Origin of the sequence: Falsiroseomonas ponticola, assembly GCF_016805305.1 — a bacterium.
Taxonomy (GTDB): domain Bacteria; phylum Pseudomonadota; class Alphaproteobacteria; order Acetobacterales; family Acetobacteraceae; genus Falsiroseomonas; species Falsiroseomonas ponticola.
The window spans coordinates 165,561-184,814 of sequence record NZ_JAERQN010000009.1; the positions used below are offsets into that span (position 1 = coordinate 165,561).

At 68.3% G+C, this 19,254-nt stretch carries 11 protein-coding genes and 2 pseudogenes; 7 read left to right on the top strand and 6 right to left on the bottom strand.

Going from position 1 to position 19,254, the window contains the following annotated elements:
• Positions 1-1,041, bottom strand: a complete 1,041-nt coding sequence (locus tag JJI54_RS23260; RefSeq protein ID WP_203075668.1) for a polysaccharide pyruvyl transferase family protein — start codon at positions 1,039-1,041, stop codon at positions 1-3.
• Positions 1,042-1,246: 205 nt separating this feature from the next.
• Between JJI54_RS23260 and JJI54_RS23265 the strand changes: the two genes are divergently transcribed.
• A complete protein-coding gene (locus tag JJI54_RS23265; RefSeq protein WP_203075670.1) occupies positions 1,247-3,094 on the top strand; it encodes a hypothetical protein in 1,848 nt (615 codons plus the stop codon).
• A 57-nt stretch (positions 3,095-3,151) separates the two neighbouring features.
• Here the strand turns inward: JJI54_RS23265 and JJI54_RS23270 are convergent, their stop codons facing one another.
• The 4 genes from JJI54_RS23270 to JJI54_RS23285 all read right to left on the bottom strand — a co-directional run bounded on the left by JJI54_RS23270 (position 3,152) and on the right by JJI54_RS23285 (position 7,190).
• Entirely contained in the window at positions 3,152-4,039 is an 888-nt protein-coding gene (locus JJI54_RS23270; protein WP_203075671.1) for a WcbI family polysaccharide biosynthesis putative acetyltransferase, read from the bottom strand.
• Positions 4,036-5,121 (bottom strand): GSCFA domain-containing protein, encoded by a 1,086-nt coding sequence (locus JJI54_RS23275; RefSeq protein ID WP_203075673.1) that lies wholly within the window; start codon positions 5,119-5,121, stop codon positions 4,036-4,038. Before JJI54_RS23275 ends, JJI54_RS23270 begins: the two co-directional genes overlap by 4 nt.
• A 67-nt stretch (positions 5,122-5,188) precedes the next feature.
• Positions 5,189-6,067: a WcbI family polysaccharide biosynthesis putative acetyltransferase gene (locus JJI54_RS23280; protein ID WP_203075675.1), complete on the bottom strand. Its 879-nt coding sequence runs from the start codon at positions 6,065-6,067 to the stop codon at positions 5,189-5,191.
• Complete coding sequence (locus JJI54_RS23285; protein WP_203075677.1) at positions 6,060-7,190, bottom strand: GSCFA domain-containing protein; 1,131 nt, start codon at positions 7,188-7,190, stop codon at positions 6,060-6,062. Before JJI54_RS23285 ends, JJI54_RS23280 begins: the two co-directional genes overlap by 8 nt.
• 382 nt (positions 7,191-7,572) lie before the next feature.
• On the opposite strand from JJI54_RS23285, the gene JJI54_RS23290 reads away from it, so the two are divergent.
• From JJI54_RS23290 to JJI54_RS23305, 5 genes and pseudogenes are all read left to right on the top strand, one after another.
• Positions 7,573-8,658 carry a GSCFA domain-containing protein gene (locus JJI54_RS23290; RefSeq protein ID WP_203075679.1) on the top strand — a complete coding sequence of 362 codons (1,086 nt, stop codon included), beginning with the start codon at positions 7,573-7,575 and terminating at the stop codon, positions 8,656-8,658.
• Between the two features lies 1 nt (position 8,659).
• Positions 8,660-9,442, top strand: coding sequence for a hypothetical protein (locus JJI54_RS23295; protein WP_203075681.1), 783 nt, complete (start codon positions 8,660-8,662; stop codon positions 9,440-9,442).
• Between the two features lie 651 nt (positions 9,443-10,093).
• Positions 10,094-13,018 carry a metallophosphoesterase family protein gene (locus tag JJI54_RS23300; protein ID WP_203075683.1) on the top strand — a complete coding sequence of 975 codons (2,925 nt, stop codon included), beginning with the start codon at positions 10,094-10,096 and terminating at the stop codon, positions 13,016-13,018.
• A 263-nt stretch (positions 13,019-13,281) separates the two neighbouring features.
• Positions 13,282-13,713 (top strand): annotated as a pseudogene (locus JJI54_RS32365) (transposase); the annotation flags it as partial.
• 73 nt (positions 13,714-13,786) lie between these two features.
• A pseudogene (locus JJI54_RS23305) lies at positions 13,787-14,858 on the top strand (IS630 family transposase).
• Positions 14,859-15,401: 543 nt separating this feature from the next.
• Here JJI54_RS23305 and JJI54_RS23310 read toward each other — a convergent pair.
• Complete coding sequence (locus tag JJI54_RS23310; RefSeq protein WP_203075684.1) at positions 15,402-17,489, bottom strand: sensor histidine kinase; 2,088 nt, start codon at positions 17,487-17,489, stop codon at positions 15,402-15,404.
• 204 nt (positions 17,490-17,693) lie between these two features.
• Here JJI54_RS23310 and JJI54_RS23315 point away from each other — a divergent pair, with 204 nt between their 5' ends.
• A complete protein-coding gene (locus tag JJI54_RS23315) occupies positions 17,694-19,127 on the top strand; it encodes a sensor histidine kinase (RefSeq protein ID WP_203075685.1) in 1,434 nt (477 codons plus the stop codon).
• Positions 19,128-19,254 lie beyond the last annotated feature (127 nt).

The following is a 19,254-nucleotide window of genomic DNA, read 5'->3' on the forward strand; positions in this document are numbered from 1 at the left end:
TCAGGGCGCCGCGAAGCGGCTGGTGACGCCGGCCAGCGCGCCGACCAAGCGGCCGAGCCGGTCGTAGCTCTGCTCCCGCAGCGTCACGAAGCGCGCCAGGCTCGCCTCCTCCTCCGGCGTCCAGCCCGCATATTCGGCGGGGTCGAAGCTGGCCAGCGCCTCCGGCGTGATCAGGCGGCGCGTGCTGCCGAAGACGTCGTTCAGCAGGTTGGTGATCTTGCCGGTATTGGATTCGACCGCGACGAAGGGCGTGCCGGTGGCGATGGCGTAGCAGCAGGCGTGGTAGCGCCCGGTGACGAGCAGATCGAGCGCGCCGATGTTGCGGGCATAGTGGTAGATCGCCCGCGCCGGCGGCGGCGGCTTGTAGAGCACGTTGCGGAAGATCATCCCATGCGTCGCCGCGGCCGCGCGCAGATGCATGGTGATCGCGCGCAGGACGGAGTCGGTGTAGCCGATCACCTTGGGCGGCCGGGCCGGGGGCGCCGTGCGGGCCGACCGGAAATCATGGAACATCGAGAAGTCGGGGCAGTAGAACGGATCCGCCAGGCCGAAGCGCAGCGGCTCCGCGATGCTGGCGCGGTCACGGACGGCGACGAGGCTGAAATGGCGCAGATGGTCGTAGACCGTGCCGTCATTCGCCTCCAGCGTCGTGTTCAGCATGATGCCGGGGATCCGCAGCGTCTGGCGGCAGAAGGGGCCGAGCCAGGCGAGCTTGATCGCCGTCTGCTTGTTGTGGTGCATGGAGCCTTCGCCATTGACGATGATGGCGGCGGCATTGGCCGCGGCGGCGGCGAAATCCGGGTCATCCTGCCAGTCGCGGCCGAGCGGCTGGAAATGGATAGGCCGCATGCCGTGGCGCGGCAGGAAGACGCTCAGCGCCTCCATCACCGCCAGGCAGCCATAATGGCGGTCCGGGCGGGTGTCGTTCACCACCACCACCGGCACCAGATCCTCCGGCCAGGGCGCCGTGCGCGCGGGACCGACCGGGTCCTTCGGCGGGATGTCGGGGTCGGCCGGCGTGTCGGTGGTCGTTGCGCTCACTATCCGAGGCTCCCGTCTCGTGCCGCCCGATCTTCCGGCCGGTGCATGACGGCGCCATGTCGGGCGGTGCCGTTACGGTTCGTGCCGGTACGGGCGGGCCGCCGCACACTATGGTGGCCCGCCCGGTGCGGCAAGGTGCGTGCTGCGCTGCCGCATTGGACGCCATGGGTGGGGCAGGGGTATCAGGGGACGCATGAAGACCGGGATGGCTGACACGCTCCAGCGCCTGCGCGCCGCCGCGCCCCGGGCGTTGCGGCGCTCCTTCCTCCTCACGCCGCTCCTCGGCCTTGGCGCCTTCACGCGGTCGGCGCATGCCGCGCCGGAGGCTGCCGCGGCGCCGCCCCCCGCGCCCGGCGCGGCGGCGCCCCTGGCCGGGACCGGCCCGGCGGAGGCGGCGGGGCAGGGGGGCCTGGTCCAGCAATCCGCGGCCTGGCGCGTCACCACGCAGGGCGACCTGGCGGCGGCCTATGTCAACGTCATCCCGACCTTCCGCCAAGCCGGGGGCGAGGCCGCGCGCACGGTGGCGGATGAGCTGCGGGAACGCGTCTCCGTCACCCAGTTCATGACGGGGGGGCGCACCGCCGGGGCGGCGATCGCCGCCGCCATCGACCATGTCTGGCGCAACAATGGCGACCGGGGCGGGGAGGTGCTGCTGCCCGCCGGGCCGCCGCTGGTGGTCGGCGCCCCCATCGCGGCGCGGCCCGGGGTCACGGTGCGCGGCACCGGCGCGCGGATCGAGGTGCCGGCCAATACGCCCGGGCGGTCCTTCGGCCTGTTCGACGTGGATGGCACCGACCGCTTCACGCTGCTGGACCTCACCCTCTCGCTGTCCCGCCGCGCCGGGCCGGCGGTGATCCGCGGCGATGCGTCCGACTTCAGCGCGCGCGGGCTCCGGGTGGAAGGCGGGCGCAGCATCTGGTTCGCGCGCGGCCGCCGCGCCCGGATCGCCGACATGATCTGCTGGGGCGGCACCAACGCCGTGGGCGGGGGCGGCGGGCCCGACGACCGGTCGGAGGACGTGGTCGTCACCAACCTGCAGGCCTACGACATGCAGGACGAGGCCATCGACATCAACTTCAACATGGCCGGCTTCTACCTCTCTGGCTTCACCTTCCGCCGCTGCAGCCTGGCGCGGCGGGGCGAGGTGATCGACATCGGCGGCGGCGAATGCCGCGACATCACCATCGCGAACGGCCTGGTGGATTGCTCGGGCTCCCCCCACCGCGTCGGCGGCATCGGCGTGAAGCGCAACACGCGCAACGTCAGCATCACCGGCGTCGATATCATCAACGGCCAGGCCGAGGGCTCGGTCGCGATCCGGCTGCACAACAGCATGCGGGTCAACATCGCGGCGGTGAATGTCGGGCCCGGCTTCACCTACGGCTTCTACAGCAACAGCGGGACGAACGAGGTGGAGTGGCGCGGCGGCCGCTGCGACAGCCCGCTGCGCATCAATGGCGGCGCGGATGTGGACCTCGACGTCATGCATGATGGCGGCAACACGGAGTCCACCTTGCCCGCCTTCACCGTCGCGGCCGGCGCCCGCCGGGCGACGATCCGCGGCCTGGTGCGGAACCGCCCCCGCGCGCCCGCGGTGCTGCTGGGCTTCGGCCGCGGCAGCACGGAGGGTTGCCGCGTGCTGGACCTGCAGGCCCAGGGCGTGGAGCGTGCCATTGCGGGCCTGGCGCGGACGGAGGGGTTGCGGGTCAGCGGCCTTCGTGCCGCCGCGATCGGGAAGGAGGCGATCCACCTGGCCGATGGCGCGCGGGACGCCACGCTGCGCGACATCACCGTGGCCGATTACTCCCGCGATGCCGCCGCGCGCCATGCGGCGATCCGCCTCGGCGCGGGCTGCGACGGCGCCATCCTGCGCGACATCCGCACCCGCGACAGCGGGGAGGAGGGGGCCCGGACCGCCGGGCCGGCCGTGGCGATCGACGGTGCGTCGCGCGGCGTGATCCTGGACGGCATCGTGGCCGCCCAGGCCCCGGCCGCCGTGGCGGGCGCCGAGCGCCTGTCCGGCAGCATGGTCGGCGCCACCGTCACGCTGTGAGCGAGGGGCGCCGCCCTTTCGTCCCCGCGGGCGTACCCGGCGGGAAACCCGCCAGCCTCAGGCGAGGTCGCCCTCGAGGCTCGCCGCCGGCTCCGGCAGCACGACCTCCTTCTCCAGGAAGCGGCGGACGCGATCGACCGTCATGGAGCGCAGCGGGCCCCCGGCCTCCCGCATCACCTGGTAGGAGGCGGCGATGAAATCCTCCAGCGCCATGCTCTCCCCGTCCTGGGTGCGGAAGGTGGTCTCGCCCTCATGGTTGATCCGCCGCGCCAGCTCCGGATAGAGCGGCCAGCCGGGCCCCTTCGCCAGCTCATCCTCCGGCACCGGCGCTTCCCGCGTCGGCAGGCCCGCCTGGGCGAGGGCCTGGCGCGTCATATCGTGGATGATGTCGGCCTTGGGGTGGTTGATGGTGTGCATGTAGACCGTGCCCGCCGCGACGAAGCGGGAGAAGTCGTAGCCGAGCCGCCCCGTGTCGCGTTGCAGGCTGTCGGAGGCCCGGGCGATCTGCTGCGCGTAGCTGGCGCCGGCATAGACATAGGCGTTGAACAGGGCGGTCGCCCGCCGTTCGGACAGGCCGAGCTGGAACGCCGCCGTGCAGATGGCGGAATGGTATTCGCCGAGCGGCCCCCGCAGCCGGCCCGACGGGCCTGCCACATAGGTGCAGTCCGGGTGGAAGCCGGTGACGGCGATGTAGGGGAATGGGACGACGCGCACCTTGCTGGACAGCGCCACCTGGCCGAGCGGGCCGGCCAGGTCGTGCTCCGGGTGCTGCGCCAGGACGAGCTCGCACTTCGCAAGCCGTTCCGCCGCGCCCTGGCGCTGTTCCGGCGTGTAGCGGCCGATCTTGGCGGCGTGGATGATATCGACCTCCGCCCCCGGGATCAGGGCGGCCACGCTGCGCGCCACGCCACGGGCCTGGCAGTTGCCGATGACGCCAACCTTCATGGATCGAGAGCCTCTTCGTCGCAGACGACCTTGTAGAGCGCTTCCAGCTCCGCATCCTCCGTCGCCGCATTGCTGGGGACGGGCTTGGGCGCCGGCGCGGCGGCCTTCTCGGCCGGCCGGGGTGCGGCCGGGGCGGGCGGCGGCGCGACCGCCTTCCCCGCCAGGAAGCGCCGCTTGAACATGCCGAGCACATGGTCCACGCCCGTCGGCTGGACCGATCGCAGATCGTCGGCGAAGTGGCCGTAGCGCGCGTGATGGCCGGTGATGATCTCGTAGGAGGGGAAGTAGGCGACGTCCGGCAGGGATTGCGACACTTCCTCCGCCACCACGCGCAGCGCGGACTTGCTGTAGATGGTGGAGACCAGCACGTGCCGCGGCTCATAGGTCGCGATCAGCGGGACCGGCGACACGGTGAGGATCACCCGCAGGTCCGGGCGCAGCAGCCGGAGCTTGGTGATGAAGGCCGTCAGGTCTTCCGTCATCTCCGCGACGCGGCGATTCACGAAGCGGTAGCTGGCATGTTCCGGCGCGCCTGCGACGCCGGGGGCCAGCGGCACCACGGCGCCATCCTGCTCGCATTCCCAGGTCTCGGTCAGGCCGAGGGTGAAGACGAAGACGTCGCAGGTCTCGAACATCGTGCGCACGGCGGCCAGGTGCCGCGTGCGGTCCTTGACCAGCGCTTCCACGGTGCGGAACCCATCGGGTTCCACCTGCGGGCGGAAGGGATCGACGAAGGCGCCGTCCGGCCGCCGCCAGACCTCATCCACCGGGGAGAAGAGGCCATAGGCGCGCTGGAACAGCTGCAGCATCTGCCGGGTGGAGTAGATGTTGCCGAAGCGCGCGGGATAGACGCCGTAGTTGCGCGCCTCCGGCCCGGCCTCCGTGACGATGTAGTTGAAGCCCTCGCGCAGCAGGGCGCGGGAGATGTGCTGGGCGAAGCAGCTGCCCGCCGTCGCGATCCGGTCTTCCGGCGTCAGGCGGAAGGGGGGATCGTCGGTCGGATCGACCGCCTCCGGCGCCGGGCGCGCCACCGAGCGCCCCCAGAAGGCACGGTCCGGCAGGTTCGCGTAGGGGCTTTGCATCGGGACCACGCTCCTTTGCGCAATCAGGGTTTGCGCTTCACTGGCAGGCAATCGGATGGGCGCGGCGTCAGCGCAGGCCCGCCGCCCGCAGCCTTTCCCGCGCCGCCGCGATCTGGGGCAGGTCGAGGTTCACGCCGGGGTTGGCACGGTAGATCGCGAAGCAGCCCGCGACATAGTCCTCCAGCCCGATCCGGCGGTCCCCGTCGGGGCCGCGCAGCCGGGCGTTCTTCAGGTAGATGGTATCTCCCTTGAATCCAAGACGCCCGGCGATTTCCGGGAAGACGGGCAGCACGCCCATCTTGGCCAGGCCGTCGCGGATGGCGGGCGGTTCGCCGGCCGGCACCGCTTCCCCGGCCCGGGCCAGGGCCAGCGGCACGATGGAGGCGATGACGAAGGCCTTGGGGTGGATGCCGCTGTACATGAAGCTGCCCTGGGCGCGCCAGGCATCGATCGGCAGCGTCAGCCCCGTGCGCGCCGCGGCTTCCTTCAGGAAGGCGAGGGAGCGTTCATATTCCTCGAAATAGCCGAGCGCCGAATAGACATAGGCGTTGAACAGCCGCGTCGCGCGCGCCGCCGAAAGGCCTTCCGCATAGGCGGCCGCGGCGATCAGCGAATGCGCGCCCCCGATCGGGGAGGAGAGGTCCTTGCCATCGGCCTGCAGGGAGATCTCGTCCGGGTGGAAGCCGCGGAAGGTGATGGCGGGGAAGAGCACCATGTTGCGCAGGCGCTTGGAGAGCTGTTCCGTCCGCACCGCGCCGTAGGAGGCGCGCAGCGCCGGCTGCGCGAAGACCGTGTCCAGCGTTTCCAGCCGTTGCACGATGGCCTCGTCGTTCATCAGCATCCGGTAGGAATAGACATCGACCTCCGCATCCGGCTGGATGGCCTTGATGCCCGCGGCGAAACCTGCCGACTGGCAGTTGCCGACGACCGCGTATCGCTTACCCACGGGCCTGCTCCGCCTTCTCCAGGACCTCCTCGTCGCACACGGTCTGGTTCAGCTCCTCGAGGTCGGCGACGACGCGGGGCGCGCCGGCCAGGGTTGGACGGATGGCGGGGGCGCGATGCGCCGGCGCGCGGGGGCGGGGCGGGGCGGCGGCGCGCGTCGGCGGGGCCGCGCCATCGGCCGCCAGGAAGTGGCGGCTGAAGATGGACATCACGTGCTTCACCCCCTCCGGCGTCACGCTGCGCAGGTCGGGCTCGAAGAAGCGGTAGTGGTTGTGGTGGCCGGTGATGATCTCGAAGGAGGGGAAGTAGGCGACGTTGGGCTGCGCCATCACCACCTCCTCCGCCACCACGCGCAGCGCGGACTTGCTGTAGATGGTGGAGACGAGGACGTGCCGCGGTTCGTAGGTCGCGATCAGCGACACCGGGGAGACGGTGAGGATGACGCGCACCGTGGGGTTCACGCTGCGCAGCATGGTGACGAAGGTGTTCAGCTCCGTCGCCATGTCCACCACGCCGAAATTGGCGAAGGCGTAGTCCTCCTCGCGCCCGCCCTCGGGCTCCGCCACCACGCCGGGGGCGAGGGGGAAGACGGCACCGTCGCGCGTCGAATACCAGCCTTCCGTCAGGCCGAGCGTGTAGACGAAGACGTCGCAGGTCTCGAACATCTCCCGCACCGCGGCCAGGTGGCGGGCGCGGTCGGCTTCCAGCGCTTCCAGCGTCGGGTAGCCGGCGGCCTGGATCTGCGGGCGGAAGGGATCGACCCAGGCGCCGTTCGGCATCCGCCACGCGGCGTCCAGCGGTTCGAACATTCCGTAGGCGCGCTCGAACAGCTGGAGGAGCTGGCGCACGGTGTAGACGTTGCCGAAGCGCGCGGGATAGACGCCGTAATTCTCCCCGCCGCCGGCGGGCTCGGGCTCCGTCACCAGGTAGCGGAAGCCCTGGCGGACGAGGGTGCGGGAGATGTGCTGCGCGAAGCAGCTTCCCGCGGTGGCCACCTTGTCGGCGGGCGCGATGGCGAAGGGGACGTCGGTGACGGGATCGACGGCCTCGGGCGCGGGCTCCGACACGGCGCGGCGCCAGAAGGATGTTCCGGGCAGGTCGCGGTAGGGATTACGCATGGTCATGCCTGGCTCCGTACGAGGCGCGAGGAGACCTGCATCGCCTCGCCTCCAACCCTCGGCAGGCGGCCGTGCGAAGGGCGAACCGGGCAACACGGGCCGGCGGGAAGGCGAGAGGCGGAGCGATCACCGCGGATGATCCAACCGGGCCGGCGGGCAGGCGGCCCGCCTCCAGCAAGTCCTCGCGCTGCGGTCGACAAGTCATACTCACTTCCCTACCTTATCGCATGCGGGTAGGGTCCGTTCAAGTCCGCGGGGGGTCGCCCCGAAGGGCCCGCCGGTCCCCGCGCGACCGTCGTCGCCGCGGCGCCGTCACGGGACGGAAGCCAGGCGGCGGTGCCGCGCCCACCCGGCCATGCGGTTGCGTCTGATCTGGGAGAATTGCGACATGCCATCGCCCTATGCTGGCCTGCCGCCCACAAGCTTCTGGCGATCCGGCATCGCCGGCGCGGCCGAGGGCCAGTTCCCCGGCATCTTCAAGCCCCGCTTCGACATCACGCGGAAGACGCGCATCGCCACGGCGGGCAGCTGCTTCGCGCAGCATGTGGGGCGCCACCTCCGCTCCCTCGGCTTCCGCATCCTCGATGCCGAACCCGCGCCGCCCGGCCTTTCGGATGACGAGGCGAAGGAGTTCGGCTTCAACCTCTATTCCGCGCGCTACGGCAACATCTACACGGTGCGGCAGCTGCTTCAGCTCGTGCAGGAAGCCTTCGGCCTGTTCACGCCCGCCGATGCCATCTGGCAGCGGGACGGCCGCTTCTTCGACGCGCTGCGGCCGACGGTGGAGCCCGATGGCCTGGCCACGGCGGAAGCCGTGCGCGCGCAGCGCGCCCAGCACCTGGCCCGCGTGCGCTCCGTCCTCCTCGAAGCCGATGTCCTGGTCTTCACGCTGGGCCTGGTGGAGGGCTGGGTGCATCGCCCCTCCGGCACCGTGTACCCGACCGCGCCCGGCACCGTCGCGGAGAGCGCGGCGCCGCAGGATATCGGCCTGCACTGCTTCGACTTCGTCGAGGTGCGCGATGACCTTCGCGCCGTGCACGCGCTGCTCAAGCAGCACAATCCGAAGCTGCGCTTCCTGCTGACGGTGTCGCCCGTGCCGCTGACCGCGACCGCGCTCGATGACCATGTGCTGGTGGCCACCACCTACGCCAAGAGCACGCTGCGTGCCGTCGCCGGCCAGATCCGGCAGGAGAACGCGGATTTCGACTACTTCCCCTCCTTCGAGATCGTCGCGGGCCATCCCTCCGGCGGGCGCTTCTACAAGCCCAACCTGCGGGAGGTGACGAACCAGGGCGTCGCCTGCGTCATGTCCCACTTCTCCGCCGCGCTCGGCGTCACCGCCGCGCCGGCGGCGCCGGCGGAAGCGCCACCGCCGCCGCCGCCCGCCTTGGATGCGGAGGAGGAGCGGGAGAAGATCATCTGCGACGAGATGCTGCTCGAAGCCTTCGCTCCTCCCTCGGCAAAGGGCCGCTGAGATGCTGCGTCTCTGCATCGTGGGTGCGTCCCACGTCCTCGCGCTGCGCGAAGGCGCGCCGGACCTGGCGGCCGAATGCCAGCGCCGCGGCATCCGGCTGACCTTCTTCGCCAACAAGCTCAACGCCGTCACGGTGGCGGATGGCCTGCTGGCCCCGGATCCGCCGCTGCGCTCCAAGCTGCGCGCCCGGGTGCTGAGCAAGGGCGGCGTGCCCGATGTCTCGCTGGGGGACTACGATGCCTTCGCCGTGGTCGGCGTCGGGCTGTTCCGCACGGCGCTGCAGATCTACGGCCAGTGCCGCGCCGAATCGCATGACCCCGGCGACGGGTCGCAGCAGCTTGTCTCTGATCGCTGCTTCGAGACGTCGCTGGCGAACACCATGCGGCAGACCGAACACGCGCACCGCTTCTCGCTGCGGCTGCGCGCCGGCACGGATGTGCCGATCGCGCTGCTGCCCGTGCCCTTCTACAAGGAATCGATGGCGGACAGCGAGGAGTTCGGCCCGCGCCTGATCCCCATGCGCGATGCACGCGCTGCCCAGGCGCTGGCCGACAGCTACCGGCGCGCCATGCGCCGCCTGGCCGGCGACCAGTTCACCGTCATCGACCAGGCGCCGGAAACGCTGGCCACCCCCGCGCTGACGCATGACGATTTCTCCGTCGGCAAGCGGGAGACGAGCGAAGGCATCTTCGACGACCCCAACCACATGAACGGCACCTATGGCCGCATCATGCTGGCGCGCTGCCTGGACTGGGCGGAGACGGTGGTGAAGGTGCCGGCCTGAGGAAAAAGGCAGGGCCGCGCGGCCTTCCTCCCGATTCCTGAAGAGGCGGTAACCCCCCTCGTCTCCGGTCCAGCATGGTATGCTTGAGGCCGCGTTCCGAGATTGTAACTCGGCCGGCCGCGATCGGGACGACTCAGGACGGGACGCGTTTCTCCTACGTCTCGATCAGCGCTGGTTAAGCGGCTGTCCTGCGGCCCCTGCCCCAAATCGCCTTTTGTATCCCTTCTTCACCACAGTGCCGCGCGGGCAGGACGCTTGGAATCATGGGGAGGTCACTAGGGTCAATTGCCGTCCTTCGGGAAAGGTGACGTGGGGTGTCGGGCGATGCTGGAGAGCGAGACTCCCTGGGCGCATATCGGCAGCGGCACGGAGTTCGGCTCGCGGATCGAGACCACTGACGTCCGAACCCTCGCTGGAAGCCTTGCGAATCCTGTGGGAGGCGTTGATGACGAGGACACGGTTTGACGACAAAACCAACCCTTCGCGACGGAGCCGCGCAGACTATCTCTTCGACTTTCCCGCGAACCTCTGGTGGGTGAATGTTTGCCCCTCCGTTGACGACTCGGCATTGCAAGAAACTCGGGTATCCGCGCATGCTTCGGTCAATATGGAAACAGGTGGTCAGGCGCGGCCACGATTCGCCGGGGCGGAATGATGCACGTCAGTTGGCTTCATATCTCGGACGTTCACTCGCACGAAAGCGAAGGACATCATCGCACCGCGATGTACGCAGAGATCGTCGCGGCAGTGAAGGCCAGATCGGATAAGCCGGATTTTGTGTTTTTCACCGGCGACCTAGCATACTCCGGAGCAAAGACAGAGTATGATCTTCTCGAGAACCATCTGCTCGTTCCTCTCCGCTCGGCCTTGCCATCTCCGTGTAAGTTCTTTGCGGTACCGGGCAATCACGACGTTGACCGAAAAAGGATCGTCAATCCCCGACTTTGGATGACGGAGCAGAGGGAGAGCGATGCCTTTCAAGAAGTCAGTGCAATTGGCCAGCGGAAGCGCCGTGACGCTCTACTGGCTCGGTTTCAAGAATATTGCTCCATCGAAAGTCGCCTTTTCGACTGGAAAGACAACTGGCTTGATTCGGAGCGTGGCACAGCGTGCAGCGTCGAGACGGTCGGTGGACGTTGCATCGCGATCGTTGGTATAAATACCGCTTGGCTGTGTCATGACAACGACGACTGGGGGAAGCTAACGGCCGGTCGCACCATGGTTGACGCTGGTCTGCGCAAAGCGGCAGATGCGAACGCGGACATCACAATCGTGCTGGGCCACCATCCGCTTGCCGCGATGAAGGGCGAGAAGCCTTGGTCGGATGGAGCCCGGATTGAGGCCCGCTTGAGCCAGGCAAATGCTGTTTATCTGCATGGCCACCTCCACAGATCAGGGGCTCAGCAAACCGGCGATTCAATGCGCTCGGTACTTGCTATCCAAGCGCCGTCTGGCTTCCAGGCGGGCGATAATGCGACGTGGCGCAATGGAATTCTGTGGGGAGGCGTGGACTTCTCGACCCGACGCGTGATCATTCAGCCCTTGCGTTGGAATGACGAACACCAATGCTACGTGCCAGATTCTGACGCTGCCCCTCCTCATCTCCGCGTGCCCGATATCGACGGGTTCGCCTATCGGCTGCCAGGCAAAGCGCCTGAGAGCAACGCCCTCCCCGTTGCTACCGTTCTCGGACAAGTCCTTCCCTCGGTCCCAGATGGTTGGGAAGTCATCAATCGCGATGCGCTCGGGCAGCGTACCGCAACCCGCCCATCCGCAGCCATGATGAAGGATTGGTTCGACGGCCAGTTTCCTCGCTGGGAAGTAGCCGCCGCGGAGGGCGTTCGGCCGCGCCGTGTCGTCGAGGACGTCGCACGGCGCTTCGCGGCAGCACATGCTGGAGCATCGCAGCCGACCGTGACCTTATTCACTGGGGCCGGCGGCGAGGGCAAGTCAGCCGCGCTGCTTCAGGTGGCTGCGTCACTGCTACGCGGTGAGCAGGAATGGACCTGCGTGTCTCGCAAAGCTGCTGCAGCCGAGCTGCCGGATGACCTGTTTGCGAAGCTATCGCTCCGTCCTGGCCATGCCTGGATCATTGTCGTGGATGATGCCGAGAACATTGGGCGGCAACTGGCAGCCGCGATGCGCGGACTCCAGCCGCGGACCGACGTGCATCTCCTGCTGGCGGCTCGTGCCGCCGATTGGGCGATCCGCGGTTTGACCGATGCGGTATGGCAAGGCGTGGCGGAATTTCGTCGCGCCACGATCGCCGGTCTCGATGCCGATGACGCGCGCCGGATTGCGGATGGCTGGGCCGCGTATGGTGATGAGGCGAAAGGGGCGATGCTCCGCGGGAAAAGTGCCGAGCAGATTGCCGCGGCGCTGCTTGAGCAGGCACGTCAGTCAGCGGCTCGACAAGACGAGGGCGCGCTGCTGGGAGCCTTGCTCATGGCGCGATCGGGGGAGGACCTCAAGGCTAGAGTTGGAAGGTTGATCACGCCCTTGGCGGGTGCGCCTGGAGTCGGCGAGTACTCGCTGCGCGACGTCTACGCGATGATCGTAGCGATGCATGCGGAAAACCAGTTGTATCTCTCGCGGACCGTTCTGGCTTATGCGCTGAATTGTTCGGAGGCGGAACTCGACCAAGGGTCGTTGCGGCTGTTGCGGAACGAGGCGATGTTGGACACCGGTGGAACCTATATCTTGACGCGGCATCGCCGGGTCGCCGAGGCCGCGCGGGACTGGTTGGTTGAAACGGGTGAAAGAGTGGACCGCTGGTATCCCTGGCTCGCCCGTGCTGCGCTGCGGCAGTTTTTGCAGCAGCGCCCATCGACGCACGATATGGCGATGTGGTGCAATGAATTGCCACGACACTTCACGCAACAACCGCCGAATCGGCGGCCGGTGGCTGTGGCTATCACAAAGGCATTGTTTGAGGCGCATCCGGCCGATCCGATGAGATTGACCAGCTATTCTTCAACGCTCCGCCGTACGGGAAATGCTGGCTCTGCGTTCGATCTCATGAGCAAGGAAGCGCCAGCATTTTCGCGTCGCCGCGACGTGCTTTACGAATGGAGCGTTTCTGCTGGCGGGGCAGGTGACTACGGCCTCGATGTTTGGCTTGCCGCAAAATCATTCGCTGACGATACCGGCCCGGATCTCACGCCATTGCGATTCAAGCTCGGCCTTGCAGGTCTCGGCGCAGCCTTTCGGAATCTGCGAAGCATGACGCAAGATCCTCGCTTTTCTGCAGGTCAGGCAGCGTGCGGGCGGCTCGGCCTTATGCTCCAGGAGGTCGATGTAACCACCAAGGGCTATTTCGAGGAACACGCGAGAGCAGAGCAATCGCGATCGGCGATGCGGCCAACCGTGCAAACGGATATAGACACCATGCGCCGCGCCATAACCGCGGCGGCCGACGAAGTGCAGGTGGAAAACAACCCCCCGGCGATCGCAGATTTGATCGGAGAGCCTGACGGCTACCGCTTCAGCGCGCTTGCAGCGCTCTTGTCCGATCGGCGGCCAGGGCACGAAGGTGGCCGAGACACCCCGAAGCCGGGCCGCGGTCTTCGGCGCTGATGTGAGCATCCTGGCGGCACCTAGCCGAGCGAAAAGCAGCGTAGCGGTGCGAACGAGAGCGCAACTGGCGGTGGAAGTGCGACTCGGTACAGGCGGTGTCCAGGCTGGAGCCTTGGAAACCAGCAGATCAAAGTGCTGCGCAGTACAGAACCGGCCACACAGTAGAAGCCTGAATCATCGAAAAATGAAGTTGGAGCGCCCACCAATTCGACCGGACAGGCGCTCCAACCGTGAGGGCCTGTTCGTAAGCCTAAGCCCCGCCTATGTCGAAGGCTATCGAGCGCGTCGGAATCATCACCGGCCGGGAGCGTCGGAGGCGATACACTGCCGACAAGAAGGTACGGCTGGTCGAGGAGACGACCCGAGCCGGCATGACGGTCTCGGCCGTCGCCCGCCTCCACGGCGTCTCTCCATGCCTTCTCTTCAGGTGGGGGCGACGCATGGCCGAGGGTGGCTTGGAGGCGGTCAGAGCTGACGAGGACGTGGTCGCCGTAAGCCGCGTCCGCGAGCTCGAGGCGATGGTCCGCGAGCTGGAGCGCCTTCTCGGCCGCAAGACGATGGAGGCCGAGATCCTCCGCGAGGCCCTGGAGCAGGGCCGACAGAAAAAAGGACGCGTTGCGCTTGCCGCCGTCGCCACAGGGCGGTTCCCGGTGAAGGCCGTGGCCGACACGCTAGGCGCTACCAGGTCAAACCTAGTGTCCTGGCCGAGAAATAGCTGGCCACTCAGAGTTGGCCCTGATTCGCTGCACTCGGCAGCGGAGTTCGGTCATGGCAGCGCCGAAGGCGGTTCGGATCGAGTTGTCGGCAGCCGAGCGCGGCGAGCTGGAGGCCCGCCTGCGACGCCGGAAGGTGGCACGTGGCGACGCGGTGCGGGCGGAGATCGTGCTGCTCGCCGCGGACGGGCTGAGCAACTTGGCGATCGTGGAGCGCCTCGGGGTGGCCCGCATGACGGTGGCGACTTGGCGGCGCCGCTTCGCCGAGCTGCGGCTTGACGGCTTGGCCGGCGAGCCCCGCCCAGGTGCTCCACGCACCGTCACCGACGAGAAGGTGGCCGCGGTGGTGACCGCGACGCTGGAGACCCTGCCGGTGGGCCGGACTCACTGGAGCTCGCGCGGCATGGCCAAAGCAGCCGGGCTGGCGCCGTCCACCGTCCAGCGGATCTGGAAGGCGTTCTCACTCCAGCCTCATCGGGTGGAGACCTTCAAGCTCTCGACCGATCCGCTGTTCGTCGAGAAGGTGCGCGACATCGTTGGCCTCTACCTCAGCCCGCCCGAGCGCACCCTCGTGCTTTGTGTCGATGAGAAGAGCCAGATCCAGGCGCTTGACCGCACGCAGCCGTTGCTGCCGCTGCGGCACGACCTCGCTGTTCGCCGCGCTCGACGTGAAGGCCGGCACCGTCATCGGCACGTGCATGCCGCGGCACCGTGCGGCGGAGTTCCGCCGCTTCCTGGATGCGGTTGAGGCCCGCGTGCCGGCACACCTCGACATCCACGTCGTGATGGACAATGCCTCGAGCCACAAGACGAAGCTCGTTCGTGACTGGTTTGCAAAGCGCCCGCGCTGGCAAGTCCAATACACGCCGACCTCGGCCTCCTGGATCAACCAGGTCGAGCGGTTCTTCGCGCTGCTGACCGACGACGCCATCCGCCGCAGCGCCCACCACTCCACGGCGGAGCTCGAAGCCGCCATCAAGGCCTACATCGACGCCCACAATGCCGAGCCGAAGCCATTCAACTGGACCAAGAACGCCGACGACATCCTCGCCGCCGTCCAGCGCTTCTGTCAGCGCACCATCACCGTCCAGGTAAAGTGCCTGGGAACTTCAGAGTCGGGACGCTAGGCGAGCAGATGCCTCGAAGGCCGTGATGGAAGTCGCGTACAAGCCGGATTGGCGGTGAAGGCATTCTAGCCCGGCCGAAAATCTCAAGCCGCGGCCATGCGATCCGCCGGAGGCGGCGGGCGCTTCGACCAAGAATCCTATCGCCGTACCAACTTGTCCGCTCCCGAAGTACGGATTTCGAGCAGGTGAGATTCGAACCGAGGCGAATGATCACCACGCTGAAACTGGCGTGTTACCTAGGTTTCTGCATTCCGTACTAGATCGGCTAAGTCAGGAGGTCTGGAGAGAATTGGCCTCCGGAGAGCGTTTTCCGGCCGTCTCTGCGCCAGGCCAGTCAACAGGTCCGCCCCAAAAACCCCAGGAAACCTGCCACTCAGCGCGGCGGTCGGTCAGGCGGAGAGCGCGGCGCGCAATGGAACTGGCGGAGGGAGTGCGACTGGGTTCGAACAGTCTCCAGGTTCCACGATGAGGCGTGACGTCGAGGAAGCGGCACATCCTGTTTCTGATGCCCAACTTATCGTGGGCTCGGCTGACTGAAGGAGGTCACGCCGCCTTCAGCGTGATGGTGAAGACGGCGCCCTCGGCTTCGTTGTGCGCCTCGATGCTGCCACCCATGCCCTTCATCAGGCCGTGGCAGATTGAGAGGCCGAGGCCTGTGCCCTTGTCGGGCCCCTTGGTGGTGACGAAGGGCTCGAACAGCCGCGCCATAACCTCCGGCGCGATGCCACCGCCCGTGTCGGCGACCGTCAGCCGCACTATCCCGTTCGCCCCTGGAGCCACGGCGATGCGGATCCGCCGTGGCGCGCTGGCGTGGCGGGTGGTCAGCGCATCGCGGGCGTTCAACAAGAGGTTGGACAGCACCTGCTCGATCAGCACCGACTGCCCCTGGACGATCGGTGTCGGCTCGCCGAGCGCCACCTCGACCTCGATCGAGGCGTCGCGCAGCGCGCTGCGGGTGAGGTCCAAGGCGCCCTGGACAGCCGCCGCGAGCGGCACGGCCTGCGGCGGCACACCGTCCTCGCCGCCCCGTGCGAAACGCCGGAGGCGGTCAATCATGTCCGCCGTGCGTCCTGCCTGCTCGACGATGCGTTCGAGGCTCTCATCCACGCTCTGGGCGTTGCCCTGGCGGGCCTCGAGTTGCGCGATCTCGGCGGCGAGGGAGATGGTCTGCAGCGGCTGCTTGATCTCATGCGCTAGGCCGGCCGCCATCTCGCCCAGAGAGGCTAGGCGTGCCGAGGCCTTGGCGCGGGCCTCGGCCTCACGCCGCGCGCTCACGTCGACCGTGTAGCCGACGATCTCGGCGCCGCCGTCGTGCCGCCGCACAAGCACCCTGGCGAGCGTATGCAGCGTTCGCCAGCCGCCGCCGGGCTGGCGCATTCGCCACTCATAGCTCGCATAGCCTTCCCGCAGCAGCTGCGGCATCTCTCGCGCGAGGTTGGTGTCCTCAGGGTGGATCAGATCCTCGAAGTTCCGACGCGTCGCGAGGTCAGCTGCCGGCCAGCCCATCACGATGTCCAGGTCGCCGCCGCGATAGACCGGTCGGGAGGAGCCGTCGGGCGCCACCTCACGCAGGAAGATCACTGCCGGGAGGCCGCCCAGTAACCGTTCGACCTCAGCCCGCCCGGTGCGCAGCGCCTCGGCTTCGCGGCGGGCGTCATGCACCGCCTCGCGGCGGCTGGCCCACACCACAACCGCAAGGCCCAGACCCAAGGCGGTCCCGCCGGCGATGAGCCAGCGCAGAGCTTGCCAAGCAGAGGCCTGCTGCGCGGCCAGTGGCTCGGCCACCGTCACGGTCCACCCTGGAGCCAGTCTCAGCCGCTCGACCGCGTAAATGTTGTCCTCCCCGCTCCAGCCAGGACCGGTGACGAGGGCGCGCTGCTTGCCCGCAATTGCGGCGTTGACCCAGCCGGGTGCCCGAACGCCGATCCTTTGGCCTTCGGGATCGAAGCTGTGCGCCAGGATATGGAGCTGTCCGTCGGCGACGGCGGCGAAGGTGCCAGGCGGCAGGTCCTGGCGCGCGAGCAGCTGTCGCAGCGCCGCCGGCTCAAAGCTGAGCGCCAGGGCCCGCGGCGGCAAACCGTCGCGAACGACCGGGACCATTGCGGTCAGGATCTGCCGCCGTATGACCGATCCCTCGAACAGGTCGGATATGCCGGCTCGGCCATGCTCGAAGACCTCGGCCAGCAGGGGCTCGATGGCACGCCGGTTGTTCGGGGGCAGCTCGGTCGGGAGGGGGGTATGGTCCTCCTGCTTGCTGAGAGAAAGGACGCGATAGCCAGGCGGCGGGCCCAGCAGCACGATCCAGCCGTCGAATAGCTCGCCCACGCCGCGGCTACGCGTGGTGAAAGCCTGGGCGTCGAAATCCTCTTCAAGTTCCCGCGAGGTGGCGAGTGCCTGCAACGCCACGAGATAGGTGCCCAGCTGGGCATCTACCGCAGCCGCAAGAGCTCGCGCGGTATCGCGCAGGCGTGCCTCGTCGGAAGCGCGGTACGCTCCCAGAGCGCTGAGGACGGCCAGACCGGCGAGGACGACGAGCGGCAGCAGCGCCACGCAGCCCATCAGAAGTGCGCCGCGCCGACTCTGGCTCCCGCGGGCTGGCGCCTTCAGGGTCTTCACGTCCTGCTGTTCCATGCGATGCGGGCGCCCGACGTGAGTCACGCAAGATTGCGCGGCTATTCCTCTACCAGATGGTGATTTCGGAGCCGAATATCAGGCGGGGCCTGCCGTCCGCCATCGCGGTGTCGTGATACCGCAAGCCTAAACCGTCGCTGGTCGGGTCGTTGGCTGACCGGCAGTTTGCAACGCATCGAATTCCACCGAGGTGGGATGCCTGTAATGGACAGCCTCATCGATCGACGTCGGAGCCGGGAGACCCCCGCCAGCCGCGTTCTCGTGGTGGACGACGACGCGACGCTGCGCAGCCAGGTGGCGTCTGCGCTCAAGGTGACGGGATTCCGGACGGTCGAAGCGGCCGACGCCGATGGCGCACTCACGGCACTCGCCGTGAACCCCGACATTGCCGTCGTGCTGAGCGACATTCGGATGCCGGGACGCAGCGGCATCGCGCTTGCGGAGGAACTTCGGATCGGCCAACCGGGGCAGCGTGCCGTCGAGGTGGTGCTGATGAGCGGGCATGCCTGCTTCGGCGAAGCCGTTGACGCCATGCGGGCGGGTGCCTTCGACCTGCTGCGCAAGCCGTTTCGCCTCGCGGAGATCGCCAACGTGGTCAGTCGTGCGATGGCGCGGGCTCGCGCCCGGCGCCAGGCCGCGCGCGCCACAGAGCAGGCTCGCCTGGAGCGCGAAGCGCTCTGTCTCGCGGCACCGGTGGGCCTTGGTCGCATCGGGCACGACCTGCGCCTCGCCGGTGCTAACCCGGTGCTCACGGAGATGCTGGGCATCGCGGAGAGCGCCAATATAGCTGATCTATGGGCGCAGGCGCCCGAGCTTCGGCAGGAACTGGAGCCGGCCGTCGCGCGCATCCTCGCGGGCGAAGCCGGGCAACCTGCGGCGTGTCTGCGGATCGAACTGCCGCTGCGGTCAGGCGCTGGCATGGCCTGCGCCCGCGTCGTGGATGTGCGACTCTATCCTGTGCCCGACGGTACGGATGCCTCTCGCGTTGACGCCGTCGGCCTGGCTTGCCTCGACGTGACGGCAGAGACCGCGCTGTTGCGCGAACTCGATCATCGCGTGAAGAACGCCTTCGCGGTCTTTCTGGGCCTAGCCCATGGCGCCGCACGTCACGCTGCCGACCGCAATGCCACCGATGTGGTCGGTGAACTGACCGGGAGGGTGATGGCGTTGTCGCGCGCGCATGACTTGGTCAAGCCCGCGGTCGGCGGCCGCCTTGAAATCGCGAAGGTGGAGGTGACCACGGTGCGGACGCTGGCGGAGGCGGTGCTCGCCCCGTTCAGTGGCGGCGGTGACGCGCGGATTGCGCTGCAGGGACCGGATGTGGCGCTTGGCCCTCGGGCGGTCTCGGGGCTGGCCCTGGTGCTGCACGAACTCGTCACGAACGCATTGAAGCACGGGGCGCTGTCCGCGCCGGCCGGTCGGGTCGGGTTGGCCTGGGCGGCCGCTGCGGATACCTTGATGCTCGACTGGAGCGAAACCGACGGCCCGCCTATCGAGGGTCCGCCGGCGCGCTCCGGCTTCGGCCTGCGACTGCTGGGCCAGCCCAATCGAGGCGGCATGCGACTACGAACGGCGCTCGACTGGTCCCATCCCGCCGGCCTCCAGGCCCGGATCTGCCTATCCTGCGCATCAGCCTGAGGGGATCCGCGCCCGGTCGCGGATCGCGTCGCGCGGAGTCTAATCGGACATGAAGGCCGCTATTTCAGCGGGCAGTGAGGCGCGCCAGGGGATGGCGACGGTCGACGAGGTTCACCAGGCCCAAGCG

What these genes read in the sequence shown, in the direction of transcription:
- JJI54_RS23265 (WP_203075670.1), top strand. Translation starts at nt 1,247, where the DNA reads ATGGCTGACACGCTCCAGCGCCTGCGCGCCGCCGCGCCCCGGGCGTTG.
- JJI54_RS23270 (WP_203075671.1), bottom strand. Translation starts at nt 4,039, where the DNA reads ATGAAGGTTGGCGTCATCGGCAACTGCCAGGCCCGTGGCGTGGCGCGC.
- JJI54_RS23275 (WP_203075673.1), bottom strand. Translation starts at nt 5,121, where the DNA reads ATGCAAAGCCCCTACGCGAACCTGCCGGACCGTGCCTTCTGGGGGCGC.
- JJI54_RS23285 (WP_203075677.1), bottom strand. Translation starts at nt 7,190, where the DNA reads ATGACCATGCGTAATCCCTACCGCGACCTGCCCGGAACATCCTTCTGG.
- JJI54_RS23290 (WP_203075679.1), top strand. Translation starts at nt 7,573, where the DNA reads ATGCCATCGCCCTATGCTGGCCTGCCGCCCACAAGCTTCTGGCGATCC.
- JJI54_RS23295 (WP_203075681.1), top strand. Translation starts at nt 8,660, where the DNA reads ATGCTGCGTCTCTGCATCGTGGGTGCGTCCCACGTCCTCGCGCTGCGC.
- JJI54_RS23300 (WP_203075683.1), top strand. Translation starts at nt 10,094, where the DNA reads ATGATGCACGTCAGTTGGCTTCATATCTCGGACGTTCACTCGCACGAA.
- JJI54_RS23310 (WP_203075684.1), bottom strand. Translation starts at nt 17,489, where the DNA reads ATGGAACAGCAGGACGTGAAGACCCTGAAGGCGCCAGCCCGCGGGAGC.
- JJI54_RS23315 (WP_203075685.1), top strand. Translation starts at nt 17,694, where the DNA reads ATGGACAGCCTCATCGATCGACGTCGGAGCCGGGAGACCCCCGCCAGC.